General features: G+C 50.3%; 17 protein-coding genes. 3 read left to right on the top strand and 14 right to left on the bottom strand.

Translation table 11 applies throughout. The features are described from left to right. Window positions 1-110: 110 nt before the first annotated feature. A complete protein-coding gene (locus E6C60_RS10305) occupies window positions 111-1,325 on the top strand; it encodes a glucose-1-phosphate adenylyltransferase (RefSeq protein WP_138225778.1) in 1,215 nt (404 codons plus the stop codon). Between the two features lie 74 nt (window positions 1,326-1,399). Here the strand turns inward: E6C60_RS10305 and E6C60_RS10300 are convergent, their stop codons facing one another. The 6 genes from E6C60_RS10300 to E6C60_RS10275 form a co-directional block, all read right to left on the bottom strand. Next, window positions 1,400-1,927 (bottom strand): GNAT family N-acetyltransferase, encoded by a 528-nt coding sequence (locus E6C60_RS10300; RefSeq protein ID WP_138225777.1) that lies wholly within the window; start codon window positions 1,925-1,927, stop codon window positions 1,400-1,402. Between the two features lie 32 nt (window positions 1,928-1,959). Next, on the bottom strand, window positions 1,960-3,426 hold the full coding sequence (locus tag E6C60_RS10295) for a sensor histidine kinase (protein ID WP_138225776.1): 1,467 nt from the start codon (window positions 3,424-3,426) through the stop codon (window positions 1,960-1,962). Continuing rightward, window positions 3,423-4,121, bottom strand: a complete 699-nt coding sequence (locus tag E6C60_RS10290; protein WP_138225775.1) for a response regulator transcription factor — start codon at window positions 4,119-4,121, stop codon at window positions 3,423-3,425. Before E6C60_RS10290 ends, E6C60_RS10295 begins: the two co-directional genes overlap by 4 nt. A gap of 3 nt (window positions 4,122-4,124) precedes the next feature. Next, window positions 4,125-5,438 carry a hypothetical protein gene (locus E6C60_RS10285; RefSeq protein ID WP_233281196.1) on the bottom strand — a complete coding sequence of 438 codons (1,314 nt, stop codon included), beginning with the start codon at window positions 5,436-5,438 and terminating at the stop codon, window positions 4,125-4,127. 53 nt (window positions 5,439-5,491) lie between these two features. Beyond that, the gene (locus tag E6C60_RS10280; protein WP_138225774.1) at window positions 5,492-6,211 is read right to left on the bottom strand and encodes a phosphonate ABC transporter ATP-binding protein; all 720 of its coding nucleotides are present in this window, start codon (window positions 6,209-6,211) and stop codon (window positions 5,492-5,494) included. An 81-nt stretch (window positions 6,212-6,292) separates the two neighbouring features. Continuing rightward, the gene (locus tag E6C60_RS10275; RefSeq protein WP_138225773.1) at window positions 6,293-7,468 is read right to left on the bottom strand and encodes an MFS transporter; all 1,176 of its coding nucleotides are present in this window, start codon (window positions 7,466-7,468) and stop codon (window positions 6,293-6,295) included. A 147-nt stretch (window positions 7,469-7,615) separates the two neighbouring features. Between E6C60_RS10275 and E6C60_RS10270 the strand changes: the two genes are divergently transcribed. Together E6C60_RS10270 and E6C60_RS10265 are read left to right on the top strand one after the other, a co-directional pair. Continuing rightward, window positions 7,616-8,542: an ArsR/SmtB family transcription factor gene (locus E6C60_RS10270; RefSeq protein WP_138225772.1), complete on the top strand. Its 927-nt coding sequence runs from the start codon at window positions 7,616-7,618 to the stop codon at window positions 8,540-8,542. A gap of 40 nt (window positions 8,543-8,582) precedes the next feature. Further along, window positions 8,583-9,332, top strand: coding sequence for an HAD family hydrolase (locus E6C60_RS10265; protein WP_138225771.1), 750 nt, complete (start codon window positions 8,583-8,585; stop codon window positions 9,330-9,332). A 79-nt stretch (window positions 9,333-9,411) separates the two neighbouring features. Here the strand turns inward: E6C60_RS10265 and E6C60_RS10260 are convergent, their stop codons facing one another. The 8 genes from E6C60_RS10260 to pdhA all read right to left on the bottom strand — a co-directional run bounded on the left by E6C60_RS10260 (window position 9,412) and on the right by pdhA (window position 20,084). Beyond that, on the bottom strand, window positions 9,412-11,703 hold the full coding sequence (locus E6C60_RS10260) for a type IA DNA topoisomerase (protein ID WP_138225770.1): 2,292 nt from the start codon (window positions 11,701-11,703) through the stop codon (window positions 9,412-9,414). Window positions 11,704-11,840: 137 nt separating this feature from the next. Then, window positions 11,841-13,328, bottom strand: coding sequence for a glutamate synthase subunit beta (locus E6C60_RS10255; protein ID WP_138225769.1), 1,488 nt, complete (start codon window positions 13,326-13,328; stop codon window positions 11,841-11,843). Window positions 13,329-13,639: 311 nt separating this feature from the next. Further along, window positions 13,640-14,137: a dihydrofolate reductase gene (locus tag E6C60_RS10250; protein WP_138225768.1), complete on the bottom strand. Its 498-nt coding sequence runs from the start codon at window positions 14,135-14,137 to the stop codon at window positions 13,640-13,642. Window positions 14,138-14,196: 59 nt separating this feature from the next. After that, window positions 14,197-14,991 carry a thymidylate synthase gene (gene thyA, locus E6C60_RS10245; protein WP_138225767.1) on the bottom strand — a complete coding sequence of 265 codons (795 nt, stop codon included), beginning with the start codon at window positions 14,989-14,991 and terminating at the stop codon, window positions 14,197-14,199. Window positions 14,992-15,176: 185 nt separating this feature from the next. Beyond that, entirely contained in the window at window positions 15,177-16,598 is a 1,422-nt protein-coding gene (lpdA, locus tag E6C60_RS10240) for a dihydrolipoyl dehydrogenase (RefSeq protein WP_138225766.1), read from the bottom strand. A gap of 3 nt (window positions 16,599-16,601) precedes the next feature. Next, window positions 16,602-17,927, bottom strand: a complete 1,326-nt coding sequence (locus tag E6C60_RS10235) for a dihydrolipoamide acetyltransferase family protein (protein ID WP_138225765.1) — start codon at window positions 17,925-17,927, stop codon at window positions 16,602-16,604. Window positions 17,928-17,956: 29 nt separating this feature from the next. After that, a complete protein-coding gene (locus tag E6C60_RS10230; protein WP_138225764.1) occupies window positions 17,957-18,934 on the bottom strand; it encodes an alpha-ketoacid dehydrogenase subunit beta in 978 nt (325 codons plus the stop codon). An 82-nt stretch (window positions 18,935-19,016) separates the two neighbouring features. Further along, complete coding sequence (gene pdhA / locus E6C60_RS10225) at window positions 19,017-20,084, bottom strand: pyruvate dehydrogenase (acetyl-transferring) E1 component subunit alpha (protein ID WP_138227734.1); 1,068 nt, start codon at window positions 20,082-20,084, stop codon at window positions 19,017-19,019. Between the last annotated feature and the right edge of the window lie 32 nt (window positions 20,085-20,116).

The following is a 20,116-nucleotide window of genomic DNA, read 5'->3' as shown; positions in this document are numbered from 1 at the left end:
TGAAAAATTATTTTGTAATTTTCATAAAAATTGCTCAATATAATCGTTTCAAACCCTGGAGCAGTCGTTTATTAATGTATTACGTTGAAAATTTTTGGGAGGGAAACGTGATGAAGAGAAAAGAATGCATCGCTATGCTGTTGGCCGGAGGAGAAGGTAAACGACTCGCTCCACTGACCTCAAAGCTTGCCAAACCAGCCGTTCCGTTTGGGGGCCATTACCGTATTATCGATTTTCCTCTCAGCAACTGTGTAAACTCGGGAATCGATACCGTAGGCGTATTGACACAATACGAGAGCAGCTCGCTGCACGAGCACATCGGGGACGGAGCACCTTGGGGTATGACGCGCAGTGAAGCAGGTGGAGTTGCGCTATTATCCTCTGACGAGATTCCACAGGGTCAATACCTGGGAACGGCAGATGCGATTTACAAAAACATGACTTACATTGACGGTCAGAATCCGGAGCATGTGCTCGTTCTCTCCGGTGATCACATTTATCATATGAACTACCGTGAAATGCTGGAAAGCCATATCGAACAAGGAGCCTCAGCAACCATTTCTGTGATGGAGGTGCCTTGGGAGCAGGCCAGCCGTTTTGGCGTGATGAGTGTAGATGAGAATCTGAAAATTACTGAATTTGCTGAAAAGCCCGAAAAGCCGGAAAGCAATTTGGCCTCAATGGGCATCTACTTGTTCCAATGGGATTACCTGAAGCGCCACCTCGAAGAGGATGCACAGGATCATCAGTCCAGTCATGACTTTGGCAAGGATGTTATTCCAAAGATGCTGGCCGAGCAGAATCCGCTGTACGCGTTCCGGTTTAAAGGCTACTGGAGAGATGTGGGTACGGTGGAGAGCTTGTGGGAAGCTCATATGGACGTTCTGGATCAAACAGAGCTCGTTCTGGAGAAGCCTGAGTGGCCTATGTACACCCGCCCATGGCGCACAAAGCTGTCTGCTCACAGTGGTCGTCAATACGATTACAGCAGTGACAGCCTGCTTCATAAATCCTGTCAATTTGAAGGTAAAGCGAAGCGGTCCGTCATTTTCTGCGGCGCTGAGATCGGAAAGAATGCGATCGTCAAGGACAGCATTATTATGCCTAATGCAAAAATCGGGAAAAATGTTCACATCGAGCATGCCATCATTGGCGAAGGTGCTGTGATTAAAGACGGTGCCAGCGTAAAAGGAACACTAGGCAATGTTGTTGTCGTTGCCCCTCACGAAACCGTGACACCGAAGCCGACGGTTCGTACTCAGCCTGCGCGTCTGCTGGAGGTCTATGAGAAAGGCCGTCTGCGCGCCAACGTCTCCTCTTCTTAATTATCCTTATACAAAAAGCGATCCGATGACTCGGATCGCTTTTTTGATACCCTCTTTAGCTTAGATCATTAGGACTACCACTGCTTCTGATATAAATTAACCGTACGGCCACCCATATCTTGCATAGCAACAAATTGATAGCCTAGTCTTAGGTAATAATCATTTAACCCCTGGAGGTGTGTTACACAATCCAGGCGTAAGCCTGCCTTCCCTTGCTCTCTGGAGCGCCTCTCGGCGAAGGCGATCATCTGACGCCCCAGCTCGAAGCCCCGATACCTGGGAAGAACAGCGAGACGGTGTAAATAATGATAACGGGTGTCGTTCCGATCCTGCCAATAGGAGGGGTCGCTCTCCTGGATCGTAAACATGCCAGCAGGCTCCCCCTCATGTTTGAGCAGAAACACGGATCTTTCGCTCAGGTACTGCTCCATCAGGTTGAGATCAAATAAGGCCGGCGTCCATTGATGACGCGCTTGCCGAACCATCTCCTCCGCGGTAGAGACCAGAACCTGAAGCATCATGCCCTCTTCCCCTGCTTCCGCCGGGGCCAGCGTGAATACACCGGATGAGGTTTCTATAAATGCTGTTGAATTATTGAACATTACAGGCTCCTCCTGTCTCTGCGTAAACCTGATTACGTATGATCCTGCTGTGACGGAGAAGCCGTTGCTTCGATCTCTGTCTGCTGATCATTTACGGACATGTCCTGCGGCTGCGGCTCAAGCAACGGCAGCCGCACGGTCACAGTAGTGCCTTGACCCAGCTCACTGGCCATCTGCAGCGTCCCGCGATGCAGTTCCACGAGCTGCTGCGTAATTGCCAGACCCAGCCCGGTTCCACCATTGACAGGGTTCACCTGGAAAAACCGATCCTTAACTCTTTGAATATGCTCCTCGCTAATGCCAATGCCATAGTCGCGCACGACAACGGCCACAAAGCCCTCTTCCATCTCAAAGGTGAGATCGACAGTGCCGTGCTCATGCGAGAATTTGACGGCATTGTCCACCAGGTTGAGGAATACCTGCTTCAATCGGTTGGCATCTCCCTGAATGACTGGCTTCCAATCCGCGACCAGATTCAGCTTGATGCCTTTTTTCTCCGCCTTGGCCCACATATTCAGCATGATTTCCTGCAGCAGCTCTTTCAGATTGACTGAGCTGGTTACGAGCTTCATCTCGTTTTGCTGCAGCTTGGAGAAGTCCAGAATTTCTTCTACGAGGCCGATAAGCCGATCGGTTTCCTTCGTAATGATCTGCATTCCGATGCGCGTCTCTTCGGGATCGTACCCGCCAGAATTGAGTGTTTCACTCCAGCCTTTAATGCTCGTGAGCGGTGTCCGAAGCTCATGGGAGATGGAGGATATGAAGTCATCCTTGACCTGGTTACTGCGTACAATTTCTTGTGCCATATAATTCAGCGTTGAAGCCAGCTCACCCAGCTCATATTTGTAATCGCCCTTTACCCGTACGTTGAAGCGCCCCTTTGCCATCTGAGCAGACACAGCACGAATATTGTTAATGGGCTTAACAATCGAGTTCGCCAAGCCAATACTGAAGGCCAGCACGGTAGCCAGCACGGCAGTTCCGATCAGAATGGACAGCATCGTGAGATTCAGCAGCTTGTCGTTGATCTTCTCCAGTGAGGTTACATAGCGAAGTATGTATTGATTCTCACCTGCGTTTTTCAAGGTTTTGGAGACGGACATGACAATCTGATTCGTTCCGGGCTGTTTCCCTACCCACCGGCTCGTTTCACCGGCCAGCGCCTGGGTCACATCACTGGTCTGAATCACATTATCCGTATCAAAATCATTAGAGCTGGAAAGTATTCTTCCATCGAGATTCAGCACCTGCAGCTCTGTCCCGTATAGCTCGAAGTAGGAAATGACCTGATTGATGATCGATGTATTTTTATCCCGCAGCGCATAGGTTTGATAATATTCATCCGCTAGCACGATATGGGAGGCGATATGGCTGTAGACACTGTCATAGTAATAAGTCCTTACCGCCAAAAGAAATATAACCTCGACCAGCAGGAGCGCCATAAACACTACCAGAAAGTAGTGAACCACGATCTCCCGCCGGATCCCTTTTTTGATCATTGGCCCTTACCCTTCCACTTGTAGCCATGTCCCCATACCGTTTGCAGGAACTCCGGCTCGGAAGGATTGTCTTCAATTTTCTGGCGTAATCTGCGGATGTTCACGTCCACAATTTTGGGATCGCCCATATATTCCTTGCCCCATACATGATCCAGCAGCACGTCCCGGCTCAGCGGCGTATTCTCCTTTTCCAGGAAAAACTGCACCAGAGAGAATTCAGTCGGCGTCAGCTCCAGCGTCTTGCCGTTCTTCTTAAACAGCTTGGATATGAGGTCCAGCGTAAACGGCCCCGACTGAAAGCTAACCTTGGCGCTTCCGGCACGCTGTACATTGACACGGCGAAGGAGTGACTGCAGCCTCGCGATCAGCTCGGTCGGACTGAACGGCTTGCTGACATGATCGTCGGCGCCGACCGAAAGCGCGTATACCTTATCCTGCTCCTGCACCTTGGCTGTGAGGAAAATAATCCCGATTCGCTCATTCGCTTCGCGGATTCTGCGGCATACCTCAAACCCGTCAATGCCAGGCACCATCACATCGAGAAGCGCAATATCAATGTCCGGTACAGTCTGCAGCAGATGCAGCGCTTCATTTCCGTCTCCCGCTTCCAGAACCTCCAGACCGTTACGCTTCAAATTGATCACAATAAAGCTGCGGATGGATTCTTCATCTTCCAATATGAGAACTTTGCTCAATGGTTAATTCCCCTTTCTCTCAATAGGCGCAACCTCGCTGCTGGCCTTTTTCTCATTTTTAATCAGCTTCATGTCCCCTTTATAGCCAATAATCTGATCGTCGTCCTTGACCAGCAGCTTCCATTCCTGCTTCTCCTGCTCCCACTCTGCAGCCGGGAAAAACTTCACTTCCGCTACGGTCTTGCCGGTATTCGTCATCACAAAACGCAGATACTCATCTTTGTCCGATGCAGGATCAATCGTAATCAGGTTATACCATTCGACAGGAAAATTCAGAAAAAATCGGCGTTCCATATCCTCATACCGCTGTGATACGAAGGACAAGCCCTCTTTCTTGCTGGCCAGCCTTGTCTCGCCATCCCATTGATAGTAAGAGCTGAGAAACGGAATATCCTCATATCGGGCATCCTTCCAGCCTGCGGGCTCCTCCAGCAGTCCGATTTCCAGAATTCCATCACCATTTACATCCTGGCTGAGCACAGGCAGCTCTTTATACGCTGCATCCTCCTTCAGCACATCAATCAGTTCGCCATTCTCCATCACAATCATCTTGGAGGTAGAGGAATTGGACACAATCGTCGTATCCAGAATGACTCCTTCTTTGTCCTTCGACACGTTTCCTGAGACAATATTGTAATAACTCTCAATGTTTTGGCCTAGGTCCAGCTTCGAGAGCTCCTTGAAATCATCTTCACTGCTGTCATACTGATACGTTGCAATAAAGGACAGCTCATATCGCTGCAGCGAGACGACGGTAAGCTCATCCACCCGGTCACCGTTAAGGTCAGTAATCTCCACCTGCGTGAATGGAATTGTCAAAATTTTGCGAAGTGAGTCTCCTGTGAAGCTGTATACAGCCAGACCGTTTTGCAGCTCCTCCTGTCCTCTGGAGAACCCTGCGACAATATCCAGCTTGCCGTCATTCGTAATATCAATGAGCTCGAAGGATTCAAGAACAGTCCCTTCTCCGTCAAAATCCAGTTTTTTCACCCATGAGCTGCCTTGCTCCTGCATAATCATGCCGTGAATCTGCACCTCTTGATTCGGAGTCTTGTAGAACACCACGGCCTCCATGACACCGTCACCGTTCAAATCCTCGATTCGAATCGAGCTGGGATCCGGATCGCGGCGGGGACGAATAATATCCCCCTTCTCAGAGCCTTTGGCACTCAGAGCCGAGCTGACAGCCCCCATCAGCGTCGCCTTATCAGCAGGCAGATCCGGTGTCGTCATGAGCGATACCGGGTCGCTAATAAAGCTGCATCCGCTGAGCAGAAGCGCCATTAGACCGGCTGTCGTCTGCTTTATCCATTTCAATGTTCCATGCATCACCTTTCTATAACGTACCTGTTCCTGAGAATACACTTAAATTACAGTCTGCTTTTTTCACCGTGGGTAAGACGTCTTCCGGTCACATCTACGGCAATCTCCCCGCCGGCAAGACCCAGTATGCGAGTACAATATTTCTCAGCAAGCTCCAGCGGGATCACTGCGATGACGGTTAGGCGCTCCTCTTCGCACAGAGAACGCAGCGTTTGCAGGACATGCTCGGCTGACTTTGGATCAAGGCCCATAACCGGCTCATCTGCGAGAATGACCTTCGCACCATGGACGAGCGCCCGTGCAATCGCAATTCTTTGCTTCTCGCCACCACTCAGCTCTCCTGTCTTGCGTTTGGCCTTGTCCAGCAAACCTAAATGCTCAATCGTATCCATCGCTCCCATATAATCATCCGAGCGGACCATACCGGTGATCATGCGCCACAGCGGCGTTTGGCTGGACTGTCCTACCAGAACATTTTTTAGGGCTGTACGGTTGCGGTTCAGCTCCGGATTTTGCTCCAGATAAGCCCACTCCCGGCGGATTCTGCGCCGGCCGCCAGCCTTAAGCACATCCTCTCCGTCAATGAGAAAGCGTCCGCCGTCCCATTTTTGGCGCAGTGCCAGACAGCTGAGCAGCAGACTCTTCCCGCTGCCGCTGCCGCCGATCAGGCCGATCATTTCTCCTGGCTCCATTTGAAAGCTTATATCTTTTAGCACCGGCTTGGGCTCGGTGACAATTTTCTTGATCAGGCGATCCACTTTTATCATTTGTCTCTCTCCCGTCGCGTTACATTCCATACCTCTAGTTTAGAAGAAACTACCCTTAATTGCCATGAGAACACATGTTCCCTATAGCTTGAACGGGCTTCCTTTAAACCAAGGGCTAAGGCTGGAAAAGATCAGATAAAACAGCCCCAGCAGAACAAACACGCCGCCGATCCAGCCGGTCTGCATGACCGCTCCTCCTATATTCGGCCCGAGGATGCTTCCCATGTTAAAATGGAAGGAAGCGACAACATTCGCTGCCGGAAGTATGGCCCTCGGCAAGATATCCGCTGCATAGGCGAGACCAAGCGAGAAGAATGATCCTACCATGCCCCCGGCAAGGGTAAGAAGAATCAAAACCATCCAAAAGTTCGTTCCCGCGAACGGAATGAGCAGAAAGCTGATTCCGCCAATGAAGCCGGAAAGCGTAAGCACTCTTTTTCTGCCGAATCGGTCACTCCAGATGCCTAGCGGAAGCTGCAGGATCAGTCCACCAATGCCGATAAAAGGAAGCAGGGACGAAATCTGCTCCAGCGTAAAGCCGCTACGAAGCCCGTAAACCGGGAAGTTACTATGCAGGCCCGCCTCCATATATCCGTACAAAAAGGCGGGAATAAGTGCAAACCAGGCAAGCCGGTAGCTTAAACGGTATCTTCCTCTGGTTTCGGCGGCGCTGCCTGAGTGCTTCTCCGGACGTGCATCCGGCAATCTAAGCAGAACCACCACGAGCAGGGCAGCATACAAGGCAGCCAGTGCGAAGAAGGGTACCGCTGTGCCGTAATTCAAAAGATTAATTCCCAGCGGACCGATGCTGAAGCCGATGCCATAAGACATTCCGTATATGGAAATGCTTCTGCCGCGGTTGCGGTCCGTGGACATCATCAGCACCCATAGCTGAGAGGCGTAGTGAAGGGCACTGTCGCCAACACCGACCAGAATTCGCAGAACGAACCACAGACCCAGGCTTGGAAACAACGGAAATGCCATAAGTGCTGCCATCACGAGCAGAAGCCCGCCGATAATCAGTTTTTTGAAGCCTAGTCTTCCGAGAATCCGTTCAGCTACGAGGGTCATGCCGAAGGAGCCGACATACAGAGCAGCCGCGTTCAGGCCGTTCATCCCGGAGGAGACACCCATGCGTTCCAAAAATATAGCCAGTACTGGCAGCAGCAGTCCCTGGCTAATTCCCGCCGCAATAATGACAGCGATGAGAATGATATAGTGTGTTGAATTCTGACTGACCGTGCGGGTCATTGACATTTCAGGATATTCCCCTTCCAGCGTATGCTGTACATTTGTGTTCTTAGCCTTAAAATAAAAAAAGCCAAAGAAACATTATAGTAGACAAGCCTATTCCTTACAAGCCATAATAAAATAATGTCATTTATCAGGAGGGTACTTTAGTTTATGAAGTACAAAGTAAGCGTTGATGTATCGGTGGTCTATGAATGCCTCAGCAGCTTTATGATCTATGTAACCAAGAAGTGGACGGACAATCTCGACATCGGCCCTTCATTTATGCAGGATCTGGATCAGCGTCTTCCTGAAGAGGTCAAGTCTAAGCTGAATGAAGCCCGTAACTGCCCGTTTCTAGATTTCGATGTTCTGTACGCCCTGATTATGCTACGCGACCCTCATATGGACGATCAGCCCGCGGCGTTCCTGGATTGGCTGGACAGCACCCCTGTGGAAGAGCTGTATTCTCGCCTGATAACCTATATGCCCGTCCTGTCTCAGGATGAGCTGCAGCGCGTGATTGATACTTATCCTGCCCTGATGCGCCTATGGTACCATCATTATTTTCAAGAGGCTGAACATGAATACCGCCTTCTGCTGGAAGAGGATGCTCAAGAAAAGAGTATTTTGCTAAGCAAGATGGAGCCGGAGAGCCTGGTTGAATATGCAACCGGCGGCGTAATTCTTGACAATTTGCCTGTCACGAGCGTCATTTTGTTTCCGGGTGTTCATTTTCGTCCCATTAATACATACTGCTTTTATGAAAACCTGCTGCTGATTCAGTATCCGGTCGATGTGCCAGAGGACAATGAGGACGACCCGCCGATGGTGCTGCTTCGCATGACCGACGCCCTCGCCCATCCGGAACGTCTCCGCCTGCTGCGATTTGTGGCGCATGAGCCCAAGACCGTCGGCGAAATCGGAAAGCACCTGGCCTTATCCGACGAAAGGCTGCTTCATCATCTGGTTATTCTGAGAGCAGCAGGACTGCTGCGTTCTCATGTTGATACTACCGATGAGAATGGCCGTTTTAGCTTAAGACCGGATGGAGCCGCGGAGCTGCAAATGTTTCTGGAATCTTACATGCGGTTAACCTAATAGCGGTATACTAGAGAGAGATGTTGTGAGGAGTGAGAGCATGAACAGCATGAACCAGCATATTATTTTTGACATGGATGATACGTTAATTCATTGCAATAAGTATTTTGATTTGATTCTGGCCGCCTACTTCGAGCAGATCACAGACTGGTTTCGGGATTACGGCGTGACCACAGAGGAAGTGCGTTCCAAGCAGATCGAAATTGATGTCGAGGGGATTAACAAGCTGGGCTTTGCCAGCAGCAACTTTCCGGAATCGCTGATTGCCACTTATCGCTTCTTCAGCAAGCGGCACCGCAGAACGCCGGTCACCTCAGAGGAGCAGGAGCTGTATCAGCTGGGACTGAGCGTCTACGATCAGGAGGTTGAGGCCTATCCCGGGATGGTCGAAACGCTGAACGCTTTGCAGGAATCCGGTCATCACCTCTACTTGTACACAGGAGGAGAGACAAAGATTCAGCAGCGCAAGATTCAGCAGATGAAGCTTTTCCAGTATTTTGACGACCGGATCTACATTCGTCAGCACAAAAATATTCATGCCCTGGAGGAAATTCTCCAGATGCGAAGCTTCGAGCGCACCCGTACCTGGATGGTCGGCAACTCCCTGCGTACGGATGTTATGCCGGCTTTGACGGCAGGCATTAACACCATTTATTTGAAGCAGGAAACGGAATGGCAGTACAATATGGTGGAGTTAAAGAAGCAGCCCCACAATATTTTATACACCGTGGAGGCCCTGACAGAGGTGCCAGAAATTATTACGAGCCATCTCACACAGACCTCCCTTTAATTTCCTCACTACAAACAGGCAGAAGGCACTCTAATAGAGAGCGCCTTCTGCCTGTTTGACATTTGATAAACGTGCTGCTTCATGATCCTTGCTCCCGCTCCACCCGAAGCTGTCCGCTGTCGGGACGCTGCTGCACAATTCTCGCTTTAAAGGGATGGCCCCGCTCATCCTTAAAGGACAAGAGCTGTGTTCGCCCCTGGCTCAGGAGTGATTTCAGCATTGCCTGTGAGATCGTTTTGCCGGCAAACTCCTTCCAGATGACAAATGTACAGCCGGATTTAAAGCTGGAGCAGCCATAGCCTTTGCGTCCCTCAATAATGTGTCCGCCGCAGCCCTCAACAGGACAACTGCCTAACGTCGTCTTCACTCTCGTGTCCACGGCGGAGGCTGCTGATGATGTTCGCCCCGTCTTCGCAGCTTTAGAGGATCCCGCTGTGCCTGAAGCTGCCTTGGTCCGCGTCCCTGTAGGACCCTCACTTCGCTTCCCGGTGCGCGGTGAGCTTGGGCTGTTCTCATCTCCAAACATGGAAGGCGGCGCTGCCTGCTGCGTGGACACCTTCTGAATGATGGATACCGCAAAGCGCTGCACATTGCTCATAAATTGCTCGGAGGAAGCCTCGCCTTTAGAGATCTGATTTAATCGGCGCTCCCATTGTCCGGTCATTTCCGGGGAAGCCAGCAGTTCAACGCCGGCGTGACGGATCAGCTCAATAGCGGATCTGCCCTTTTGCGTCACGGTAATCTTTTTCCCCTGCATCGTAATGTAGCCAACCTTCTTCAGCCGTTCGATCGTAGCTGCTCGTGTTGCCGGCGTGCCGAGGCCGCTATCCTTCATAATATCGCGCAGCTCTTCATTTTCCATGCTTTTGCCGGCGCTCTCCATGGCCTTCAATAGGGTTCCTTCCGTAAAGCTTTTTGGAGGCTGTGTCGCCTTCTCCTTCGCTTCGCTCTGCACACATTGCACCGGCTTGTCTTCTTCTAGACCGAATGATTTGCCGCTCCATTCCTGTGTTTCTTCTTCCTCATCGTCCTTAGCTTTCTTTGATGAACGCGCTGGCTTTCGCTCTGCATCCTGCTGAATCAGTACCTTCCACCCTAGGGAGACAAGCTCCTTGATGCTGGTCTTAAAAGCATCGCGCTCCACTTGCGTAATGACCGTATGCTGTTTATATTCTGCCGGAGGGTAAAATTGTGATAAGAAGCGGATGATGATCAGGTCATACAGCTGCTGCTCTTCCTTGCTTAATGTTCCTGGCTTCTTCAGGGTCGGAAGAATGGCATGGTGATCCTCGACCCGCTGCGGATTGCATATAGATTTATTATTCTTATGCACCCGGGATGGATCCGCATTCTCCGCCATGGCTTGATAAGCTGTAGCTTTCAGCATATTTAACGCCTTGTGCATCGGCTCGATGTTCTGCTCCGTCACATAGTTGGAGTTCGTACGAGGATAAGAGATAACCTTGTGCCGCTCGTACAATGCCTGAGCAATATCCAGTGTTTTTTTGGCTGAGAAGCCCAGCTTCGCATTTGCCTCCCGTTGAAGCAGTGTCAGGTCGTAGAGCTTGAAGGGATAATCCCGCGTGTCCTTAACCTCATAAGAAGCAATACGGCCTATTCGGCCTTGTACGCGAGCGGCAATGTCCTCCGCAAGCTCTTTGGAGGTCAAACGGTCTCCTTGCCAGACCCCGGTGTACTGCAGCGTGCCTTGAGAAAAAGCCGCCTTTACTTCATAAAAGGTTTGAGATTCAAAGGCTTCAATTTCCTTCTGCCGGTCATAGATTAACGCCAGCACCGGAGTCTGTACTCTGCCTACAGACAGCAGGGTCTGATGCTTCGTTGTGAACGCCCGGGATGCATTCATCCCGATCAGCCAATCTGCCTCGCTCCGTGCCCGTGCCGCCTTCGTTAAATTATCAAATTCCGCCCCGTCCTTTAGCCCTTTGAAGCCATTCGCAATACTCTCTGGTGTCAGATCCGAGATCCACAGGCGTTTAACCGGCTGCTTAAGCTTCAACTGCTGCTGAATGAGTGCAAAAATGTACTGCCCTTCCCGCCCTGCATCACAGGCGTTAATAATCTGGTTGCACTTCTTCGCCAGTTCACCGATGACCTTAAGCTGATCCTTGGTTTTGGGGTTTGGAACAATCTTGAAGGACTCCGGAATAATCGGCAGATCCTTGATATTCCAGCGTTTGTATTTGGGATCATAGGCATCCGGCTCTGCCAGTCCAACCAAGTGGCCGATCGCCCAGGTAATGATATACTGCTCTCCTTCGATATATGTCCGGTTATTCTTTGCTCGCGGCTCCATGACCGCAGCGATATTTCTGCCCATATCCGGCTTCTCCGCAATGACCAGTGTCTTCAATAGCAAGACCCTCCTATCCGCCGACTCTTCAGCTGAATCTACCACTTGCAGACTCCCGCTGGACTCTAAAAAAGGACTCCGCCCAGGCGAAGTCCTTCTCAACATGATATTTAATTATAGCATAGATGACAGAGTGATTAAACCAGCACCGTGCTGCCCATCAAAAACTTATCCACTTCACGGGCAGCCTCACGGCCCTCATTAATTGCCCATACAACCAAGCTCTGTCCCCGGCGCATATCACCTGCTGCAAAAACCTTGTCAACGTTCGTTGTATATTTGCCGTATTTCGCTTTTACATTAGAGCGGCGGTCGGCTTCCAGACCGAGCTGATCCAGAATCGTAGATTCCGGTCCGTCAAAACCGATGGCAATAAACGCCTTCTGAGCCGGAAAAATCCGCTCTGTGCCCGGTACCGGCTGGTATACCTTACGTCCTGTTTCATCTACAATCCGTTCAATCTGAATCGTATGGAGCTCTTTCAGATTACCTTCTTCATCCCCGACAAATTTCGTCGTCATAATGGAGAATTCACGCGGATCCTGTCCAAACATAGCCTTGGCTTCTTCGTGTGCATAATCCAGCGTGTACACGTTCGGGAATTGCGGCCACGGATTGTTCATGGTATCACGCTCTAATGGCGCTTTCTTGTGTGTACCGAACTGCGTAATGCTTCTGCAGCCGTGACGCAGAGCAGTAGCCACACAGTCAGAGCCTGTATCGCCGCCGCCAATCACGATCACATCCTGATCCTTAGCGGAGATATAATTGCCATCCTCCAGGTTGGAATCGAGATAGCTCTTGATTGTACCGTTGAGGTAATCCATCGCATAGTGAACGCCCTTCAAGTCACTGCCTTCAATGTTGAACTGACGGGGCTTTGTGGCTCCGCCGCACAGGACAACCGCATCGTAATCATCCACCAGCTGCTGGGCAGGAATGTCCTTCCCAATCTCCGTGTTCACAATGAACTCTACACCCTCTGCAGCGAGAAGATCCACACGGCGCTGAACAACTGCTTTATCCAGCTTCATAGATGGAATACCGTACATAAGCAGTCCTCCAACACGGTCAGAACGCTCGTAAACTGTAACGGTATGTCCAGCCTTATTCAGCTGCGCCGCCGCCGCCAGACCGGCAGGACCGGAGCCTACTACGGCAACACGGCGCCCTGTCCGCTTCTCCGGCGGCTCTGGAACTACCCAGCCCTCTTCAAAGCCTTTATCAATAATGGCCTGTTCAATGGTCTTAATTGTCACAGGCTGACCAATCAAGCCTACTGTACATGAGCCTTCACAAGGCGCCGGACAGATTCGTCCCGTAAACTCCGGAAAATTGTTCGTCTTATGAAGACGCTCCAGCGCATCTCTCCACAAGCCGCGATAGACAAGATTATTCCACTCCGGAATCAGGTTGTGCACAGGACAGCCTGCCGTACCTCCAACCATGTCGATGCCCGTATGACAATATGGCGTTCCGCAATCCATACAGCGAGCTCCCTGGGTTTGAAGCTCTTCTTCTTCCATATGTTTGTGAAACTCTTCCCAGTCTTTAATCCGCTCCGCCGGTTCCCGATCTGCCGGCAGCTGACGGTTATATTCCATAAATCCAGTTGGTGTTGACATCCTGCTTTCCCCCATCCGTTCTAGTCATGCTGAGTCATTCGTGTGATTGTATTTTTAATCATATCATAAAATGTGAGCTATCTATCTGTGAAAGAAGGAATAAACCGTGAAAATCGCGATTTATTTTTTCTATGCCTGTTAAGAAAAACTTTTATCACCGCTTGTCCGCTGGCTTGTCAGCATCTTTACCGGTTCACAGTGTAAAAATATCGTAGCATTAGTTCTTTCTGCTGTTAAATGGATTATATGCATAATCATTTGTGTTTTCCTACAACCATCTCAGCACGAAGAGTCACCACAGGAAATCGTTTCTAGCTCTCAGCCCGCTCATAAATTGCAAATCGATAGCTGTACGGATTGTTCTCATCCATAATTCCGGCCTCATTGCTCACAAGCGTCCACTGACTCCAATCAACCTCGGGGAAATACGTGTCTCCCTCAAAATCTTCTTCAATAAATGTTACATACAATCGGTCCGCTTTTGGCAGCATCTGCTTGTAGATTTGAGATCCGCCAATAACCATTAGCTCCTGATCCTGAGAGTAAGGCATCGCCTCCTCCAAATCATGAAGGATGTGCACCTCTTCAAAAGGAACCGAATAATTATGATCTCCGGTCACTACTAAATGGCGACGCTGAGGCAGCGGCTGGCCACCGAACGACTCCCACGTTTTTCTGCCCATGAGAATCGTTTTTTGCAGTGTCATTTTCTTAAAGTAGGCCAGATCCCGCGGCAAACGCCAAGGGATGTCATTATCCTTGCCGATCACTCCGTTTCGGCCCATAGCCCAAATCATTGAGATGCTCATCCTTTAAAGACGCTCCTTTGCCTTAAATTACGCTCAGACCTGCTACAGTAGAGATATCGTTAAATGGCGACCGTTGCCTTGATTGTCGGATGATGCTCGTAATTCTGGAATTCAAAATCCTCAAATTCGTACTGAAAAATACTGTCTGGCTTGCGCTTGATCACGAGCTGCGGCGGAGCATATGGCTCTCTTTCCAGCTGGGTTTTTACCTGTTCCAAGTGGTTGGAGTAGATATGAACATCACCGCCGGACCAGATGAATTCTCCAGGCTCTAAATCGCATTGCTGAGCGACCATGTGCGTCAATAATGCATAGCTCGCAATGTTAAAGGGCAGTCCCAGAAACGTATCCACGGATCTCATCGTCAGCATGCAGGATAGCTTCCCGCCGGCTACATAGAATTGAAAGACGAAATGGCATGGCGGCAGCTTCATTTGCTCAATCTCCGCGACATTCCATGCACTCACAATATGCCGGCGAGAGTCTGGGTTCTGTCGGATGGATTCAATCACATTCGCAATCTGATCAATCTGTCGACCGTCCGGCGCTTCCCAATGACGCCACTGTGAGCCGTATACAGGCCCAAGCTCACCTTGCTCGTCTGCCCATTCGTCCCAGATCCGCACCTTATTTTCCTTCAGATAACGGATATTCGTGTCTCCGCTCAGGAACCATAGCAGCTCATGGACGACAGATTTTAGATGGATACGCTTTGTTGTTACCAGTGGAAAGCCTTCAGCGAGATTAAAGCGAAGCTGGCGACCAAATACGGACAAGGTTCCCGTACCGGTGCGGTCCTCTTTTTCCACTCCATGATCTAGAATATCCTGTAATAATTCCAGGTAACTTTTCAACCGGATTCCCACCTTATATCTCTTTTAATTTAGCTTCTCTCATTTAGTTTATGTGATCCATGTATTCCTATCAAGTGAAATCAAGTGGAACTTTGACCACAAGCTAACCAGGTGAAAAGAAAAAAAACCGGCAGAGTCCTAATGGAGTCCGCCGGCCATTTTATCATGAAAGTGATATGAATTCTTTATTTGCGCGGTGCCATGGCGTGAATTGGATGACCGAGCACCAGCTCAGCGCCTTCCGCAACGATTTCGCCAAGCGTAGGATGTGCATGAATGGTCAGGGCGATATCTTCCAGGGTAGCTCCCATTTCGATAGCAAGACCAAGCTCAGCAATCAGATTGGAAGCTTCGATCCCGGCAATATGAGCGCCCAGCACCAAACCGGTATCTTCATCAGCAACAATCTTCACGAAGCCTTCAGGGCTGTTCAGAGACAGGGCACGGCCGTTACCCGCAAACGGGAACTTCCCGGACTTCGGCTTGTAGCCTTGCTCTTTAGCCTGTGCTTCTGTCAAGCCTACGCTGGAGCATTCCGGATCTGTAAACGCAACCGCTGGTACACATTTGTAGTCTACTACGGATGGAAGACCGGAAATCGCTTCAGCAGCTACTTTACCTTCATAAGAAGCTTTGTGCGCCAATGCAGGACCTGGCACGATATCACCAATCGCAAAGATATGCGGATGGTTGGTACGTCCCTGGTGATCCACCTTGATCAGACCGCGGTCTGTCATTTCAATATCGATCAGATCCAGACCGAGCTCACCGTCGGTGTTCGGACGGCGTCCAACGGTTACAAGCAGATAATCTGCAGTGATTTCTTTGTTCTCACCGTTGACAGTGTACTTCACAGTGACGTCTTTATCCGTCTGCTCTGCACTTTCAGCTTTAGCATTCGTAATAATTTCAACGCCGGTTTTTTGCATGTTCTTAGCAACCAGCTTCGTCATATCAGGATCAAATCCGTTCAGGATCGAGTCCAGACCTTCCAGGATCGTAACCTTCGTGCCGAATTTGGAGAACATTTGACCCAGCTCAGCGCCGATGTACCCGCCGCCGATTACAACGAGGCTCTTCGGCAGCTCTTGCAGCTCCAGAGCTTCCGTGGAAGACATAATGCGTCCACCGAACGGGAATGCTTTCAGCTCAATCGGACGGGAGCCGGTAGCAATGATACAGTTTTTGAAACGATAACGTGGAGATTCATGCTCATTGAATACACGAGCTTCGTTTTCATTAATGAACATGCACTCGCCGTTGAATATTTCAACCTTGTTGCCCTTAAGCAGCGCGCCAACTCCGCCGGTCAGCTTCTTGACCACACCGCTCTTGAACTCTTGAGTCTTGGCAAAGTCAACCGTCACGTCACCAACCTGAACACCGAAAGCATCTGCATGCTTCGCGGATTCAAAGCTGTGTGCCGCAGAGATCAGTGCTTTTGAAGGAATACATCCTCTGTTCAAGCACACGCCGCCAACCTCAGCCTTGTCCACAATCAGAACCTTTTGGCCCAGCTGGGCCGCACGAATTGCCGCCACATAGCCGCCGGGACCAGCACCAATAACTAATGTATCAATATCCAGAGAAGCGTCTCCTACTACCATGTGTTACACCTCCATCACAAGCAGCTCAGGGTTAGCGAGCAGTTGTTTAATGTAATTCATAAAGTTTTGGGCAGTTGCTCCATCAATAATACGGTGGTCAAAGCTCAGGGAAAGAGCCATGACAGGTGCAGCTACAATTTCTCCGTTCTTCACAACCGGCTTCTCGGAAATCCGGCCTGTACCCAGAATAGCAACCTCAGGGAAATTGATAATCGGAGTAAAGAACATACCGCCAGCAGATCCAATGTTCGTGATGGAGATGGTCGAGCCTCTCATTTCATTAGGGCTCAGCTTGCCATCACGACCACGGCTTGCCAGATCACGGATGCTGTCCGCGATCATCCAGATGCTCTTACGATCCGCGTCCTTAATTACAGGAACGATCAAACCGCTGTCTGTATCTGTTGCAATTCCGATGTTGTAGTACTTCTTGTACACAATTTCATTGGACTCTTCGTCGATCATGGCATTCAGGGCCGGGAACTGACGGCATGCCGCTACCAATGCCTTCACGATGAATGGCAGGTAGGTTACCTTCGTACCCTTCTTCTCAGCAATCGGCTTCATCCGGGTGCGGAATGCAACCAGCTCGGTAACGTCCACTTCATCCATGATGGTTACGTGAGGTGCAGTATAGGCTGACTTCACCATTGCGTTTGAAATTGCCTTGCGAATCCCTTTGAACGGAACGCGCTCTTCTTCAGCACGTGCATCGGAAGGAGCCGCCGCTGCAGGTACTGCCGCTTCAGCCGCTTCTTCTACTGGAGCAGCCTCAGCCTTCTGGGCAGGAGCTTGACCTCCGCCGTTCTTGAACGCTTCTACATCCTCGCGGGTAATCTTGCCGTTGTTGCCGGAACCGGATACCTGCGACAGGTCTACGCCCTGTTCCCGTGCAAATTTACGTACGCTTGGGGTAGCAAGCACGTCTTTGTTCGGTGCTGCAGGTGCAGATGACTCCGCTCCACCTTGCTTCGAATCGGCAGGCGCATCCGCTGCTGGGGAGGAATCGGTATCCACTCCGCCTTGGGAAGCGTCAACCTCTTGAGCGGATTGTTCATTTTCCTGGACTTCCTGTTCAGGAATTTCACCCTCCGCATCAATGATGGCAACCACTTCACCTACACGGCATACCTGACCGTCCTTGGCAAATACCTCCTGAACCGTACCATTTACGGGACAAGGAACTTCAACGACGGCCTTGTCGTTCTGCACTTCCATGATGATGTCGTCGTCTGTTACTTTGTCACCCGGCTTGATGTGCATTTTGATGATTTCACCTTCATGCAGACCTTCGCCCAGCTCGGGGAAACGATATTCGAATTTTGCCAACTGTATAACCTCCCTAGATAATTCTGCGATTAAAATTCCATAACTTTCTTGACCGCCGCTGCAATACGGGCAGGCGTCGGCAGCCAGGCATCCTCAACCTGGGCAAAAGGATATACCGTATCCGGAGCAGCTACCCGAAGGACAGGAGCTTCCAGATGCAGAATAGCTCTTTCATTGATCTGAGCGATAACCTCAGCAGCTACGCCGGCAGACTTTTGAGCTTCCTGCACAACAATCGCACGGTTCGTTTTCTTCACAGAGTTTACGATCGTATCAATGTCGATCGGAGATACGGTGCGCAGGTCGATAATCTCAGCTTTAATGCCCTGCTTCTCCAGCTCATCTGCAGCCTTCGTCGCGGTATGAACCATCATGCCATAAGCGATAATAGTCACATCAGAGCCATCACGCACAATATTAGCCTTGCCGATCTCAACGGTATATTCACCCTCCGGCACTTCAGCACGGAATGCATGATACAGATTCAAATGCTCCATGAAAAAGACCGGGTCGTTATCACGGATCGCCGCAATCATCAGTCCCTTGGCATCATAAGGATTGGAAGGAACTACGACTTTAATACCCGGGGATTGTGTAATCAAACCCTCCAGCGCATCGGTGTGAAGCTCAGCTGCTTTAACACCGCCGCCAAAAGGAGTACGGAATACGATTGGGGACGTATATTTGCCGCCGGAACGGTAACGCATCCGGGCAGCTTGAACCAGAATCTGATCCAATGCTTCAAAAATAAATCCGACGAACTGAATCTCAGCGATCGGGCGGAAGCCCTGAATACCGAGACCGACAGCCATACCGCCAATTGCGGATTCAGCCAGCGGTGTATCAAATACGCGCTCGTCACCGAACTCCTTCTGCAGGCCTTCCGTTACCCGGAAAACACCGCCTACATTACCCACGTCCTCACCGAAGATGACAACGTTAGGGTCACGGTTCAATTCGACGCGCATAGCGTCGCGAATCGCTTCTTTCATGTTCATTTGTGCCATTGCTTCATTTCCTCCTTAGACATTACAAGTCACATCAGGTTGACAGTACCGTATTTATAGCGCAGCCAAGAGCTGCATAATCTTATTGGAAATCAGCCTTTTGCTCTTCCAGGTGCTTCGGTGTTTGCTCGAACATGCTGTCGATCAGGCCCGAAACCGTCATTTTCTCGGTCTTCTCCGCCTTCTTGATCTGTTCATTCACCGTTGCCTTCGCTTCTTCCTTCACACGAGCCGTATCTTCTTCTGACCAAAGTCCCTTCTTCTCCAGGAATTTAGCCATACGAACGATCGGATCCTTCGCGTTCCACTCTGCTTCTTCTTCTTTGCTCCGATACTTCGAAGCATCGTCAGACATGGAGTGAGGACGGAAACGGTAAGTGACAGCCTCGATCAGCGTCGCACCTTCACCGTTGCGGCCGCGCTCAGCAGCGTCACGAACAGCTTTAATGACAGCCAGCACGTCCATACCGTCTACCTTAACACCCTTGATGCCGGCAGCTACAGCCTTGTGCGCGATGGACAATGCAGCCGTCTGTTTAGAGAACGGAGTTGTGATAGCATAGCCGTTGTTTTGAACGAAGAAAATGGTTGGAAGCTTATATACGCCTGCAAAGTTCAAGCCCTCGTAGAAGTCGCCTTCAGAGGAGCCGCCATCACCGGTATAAGTAATAACAACCTGCTTCTGCTTCTTCAGCTTATAGCCCATGGCAATCCCCATAGCATGCAGAATCTGTGCGCCGATAATGATCTGCGGCATCAGAACGTTTACGCCATCTGGAATCTGGCCGCCATGCTGATGTCCACGGGAGTACAGAAATGCTTGGTAAAGCGGAAGTCCATGCCAGACGATCTGCGGCATATCACGGTAGCCCGGACATACAAAATCTTCTTTATCCAGAGCGTACACACTGCCGACCATCGTAGCTTCTTGACCGGATACAGGCGCGTAAAACCCGAGACGTCCTTGGCGGCCGAGGTTAACGGCGCGGTCATCCCAGGTGCGGGTAAATACCATGCGGTACATAATTTCCTTCAACTGCTCATCGGTAAGCTCAGGCATCAGATCCTGGTTTACAATCTCGCCTTCCGGAGAAAGTACGGATAGCGCTTCAACTTCCTCGGAATATACTTCGTAAGGAACCTTGGTCATTTTTTTCACCTCAATAAATATTTGAATATCAA

This window comes from Paenibacillus algicola, from assembly GCF_005577435.1.
GTDB classification, from domain to species: domain Bacteria; phylum Bacillota; class Bacilli; order Paenibacillales; family Paenibacillaceae; genus Paenibacillus_AQ; species Paenibacillus_AQ algicola.
This window is presented reverse-complemented; position numbering and strand designations above follow the sequence as displayed.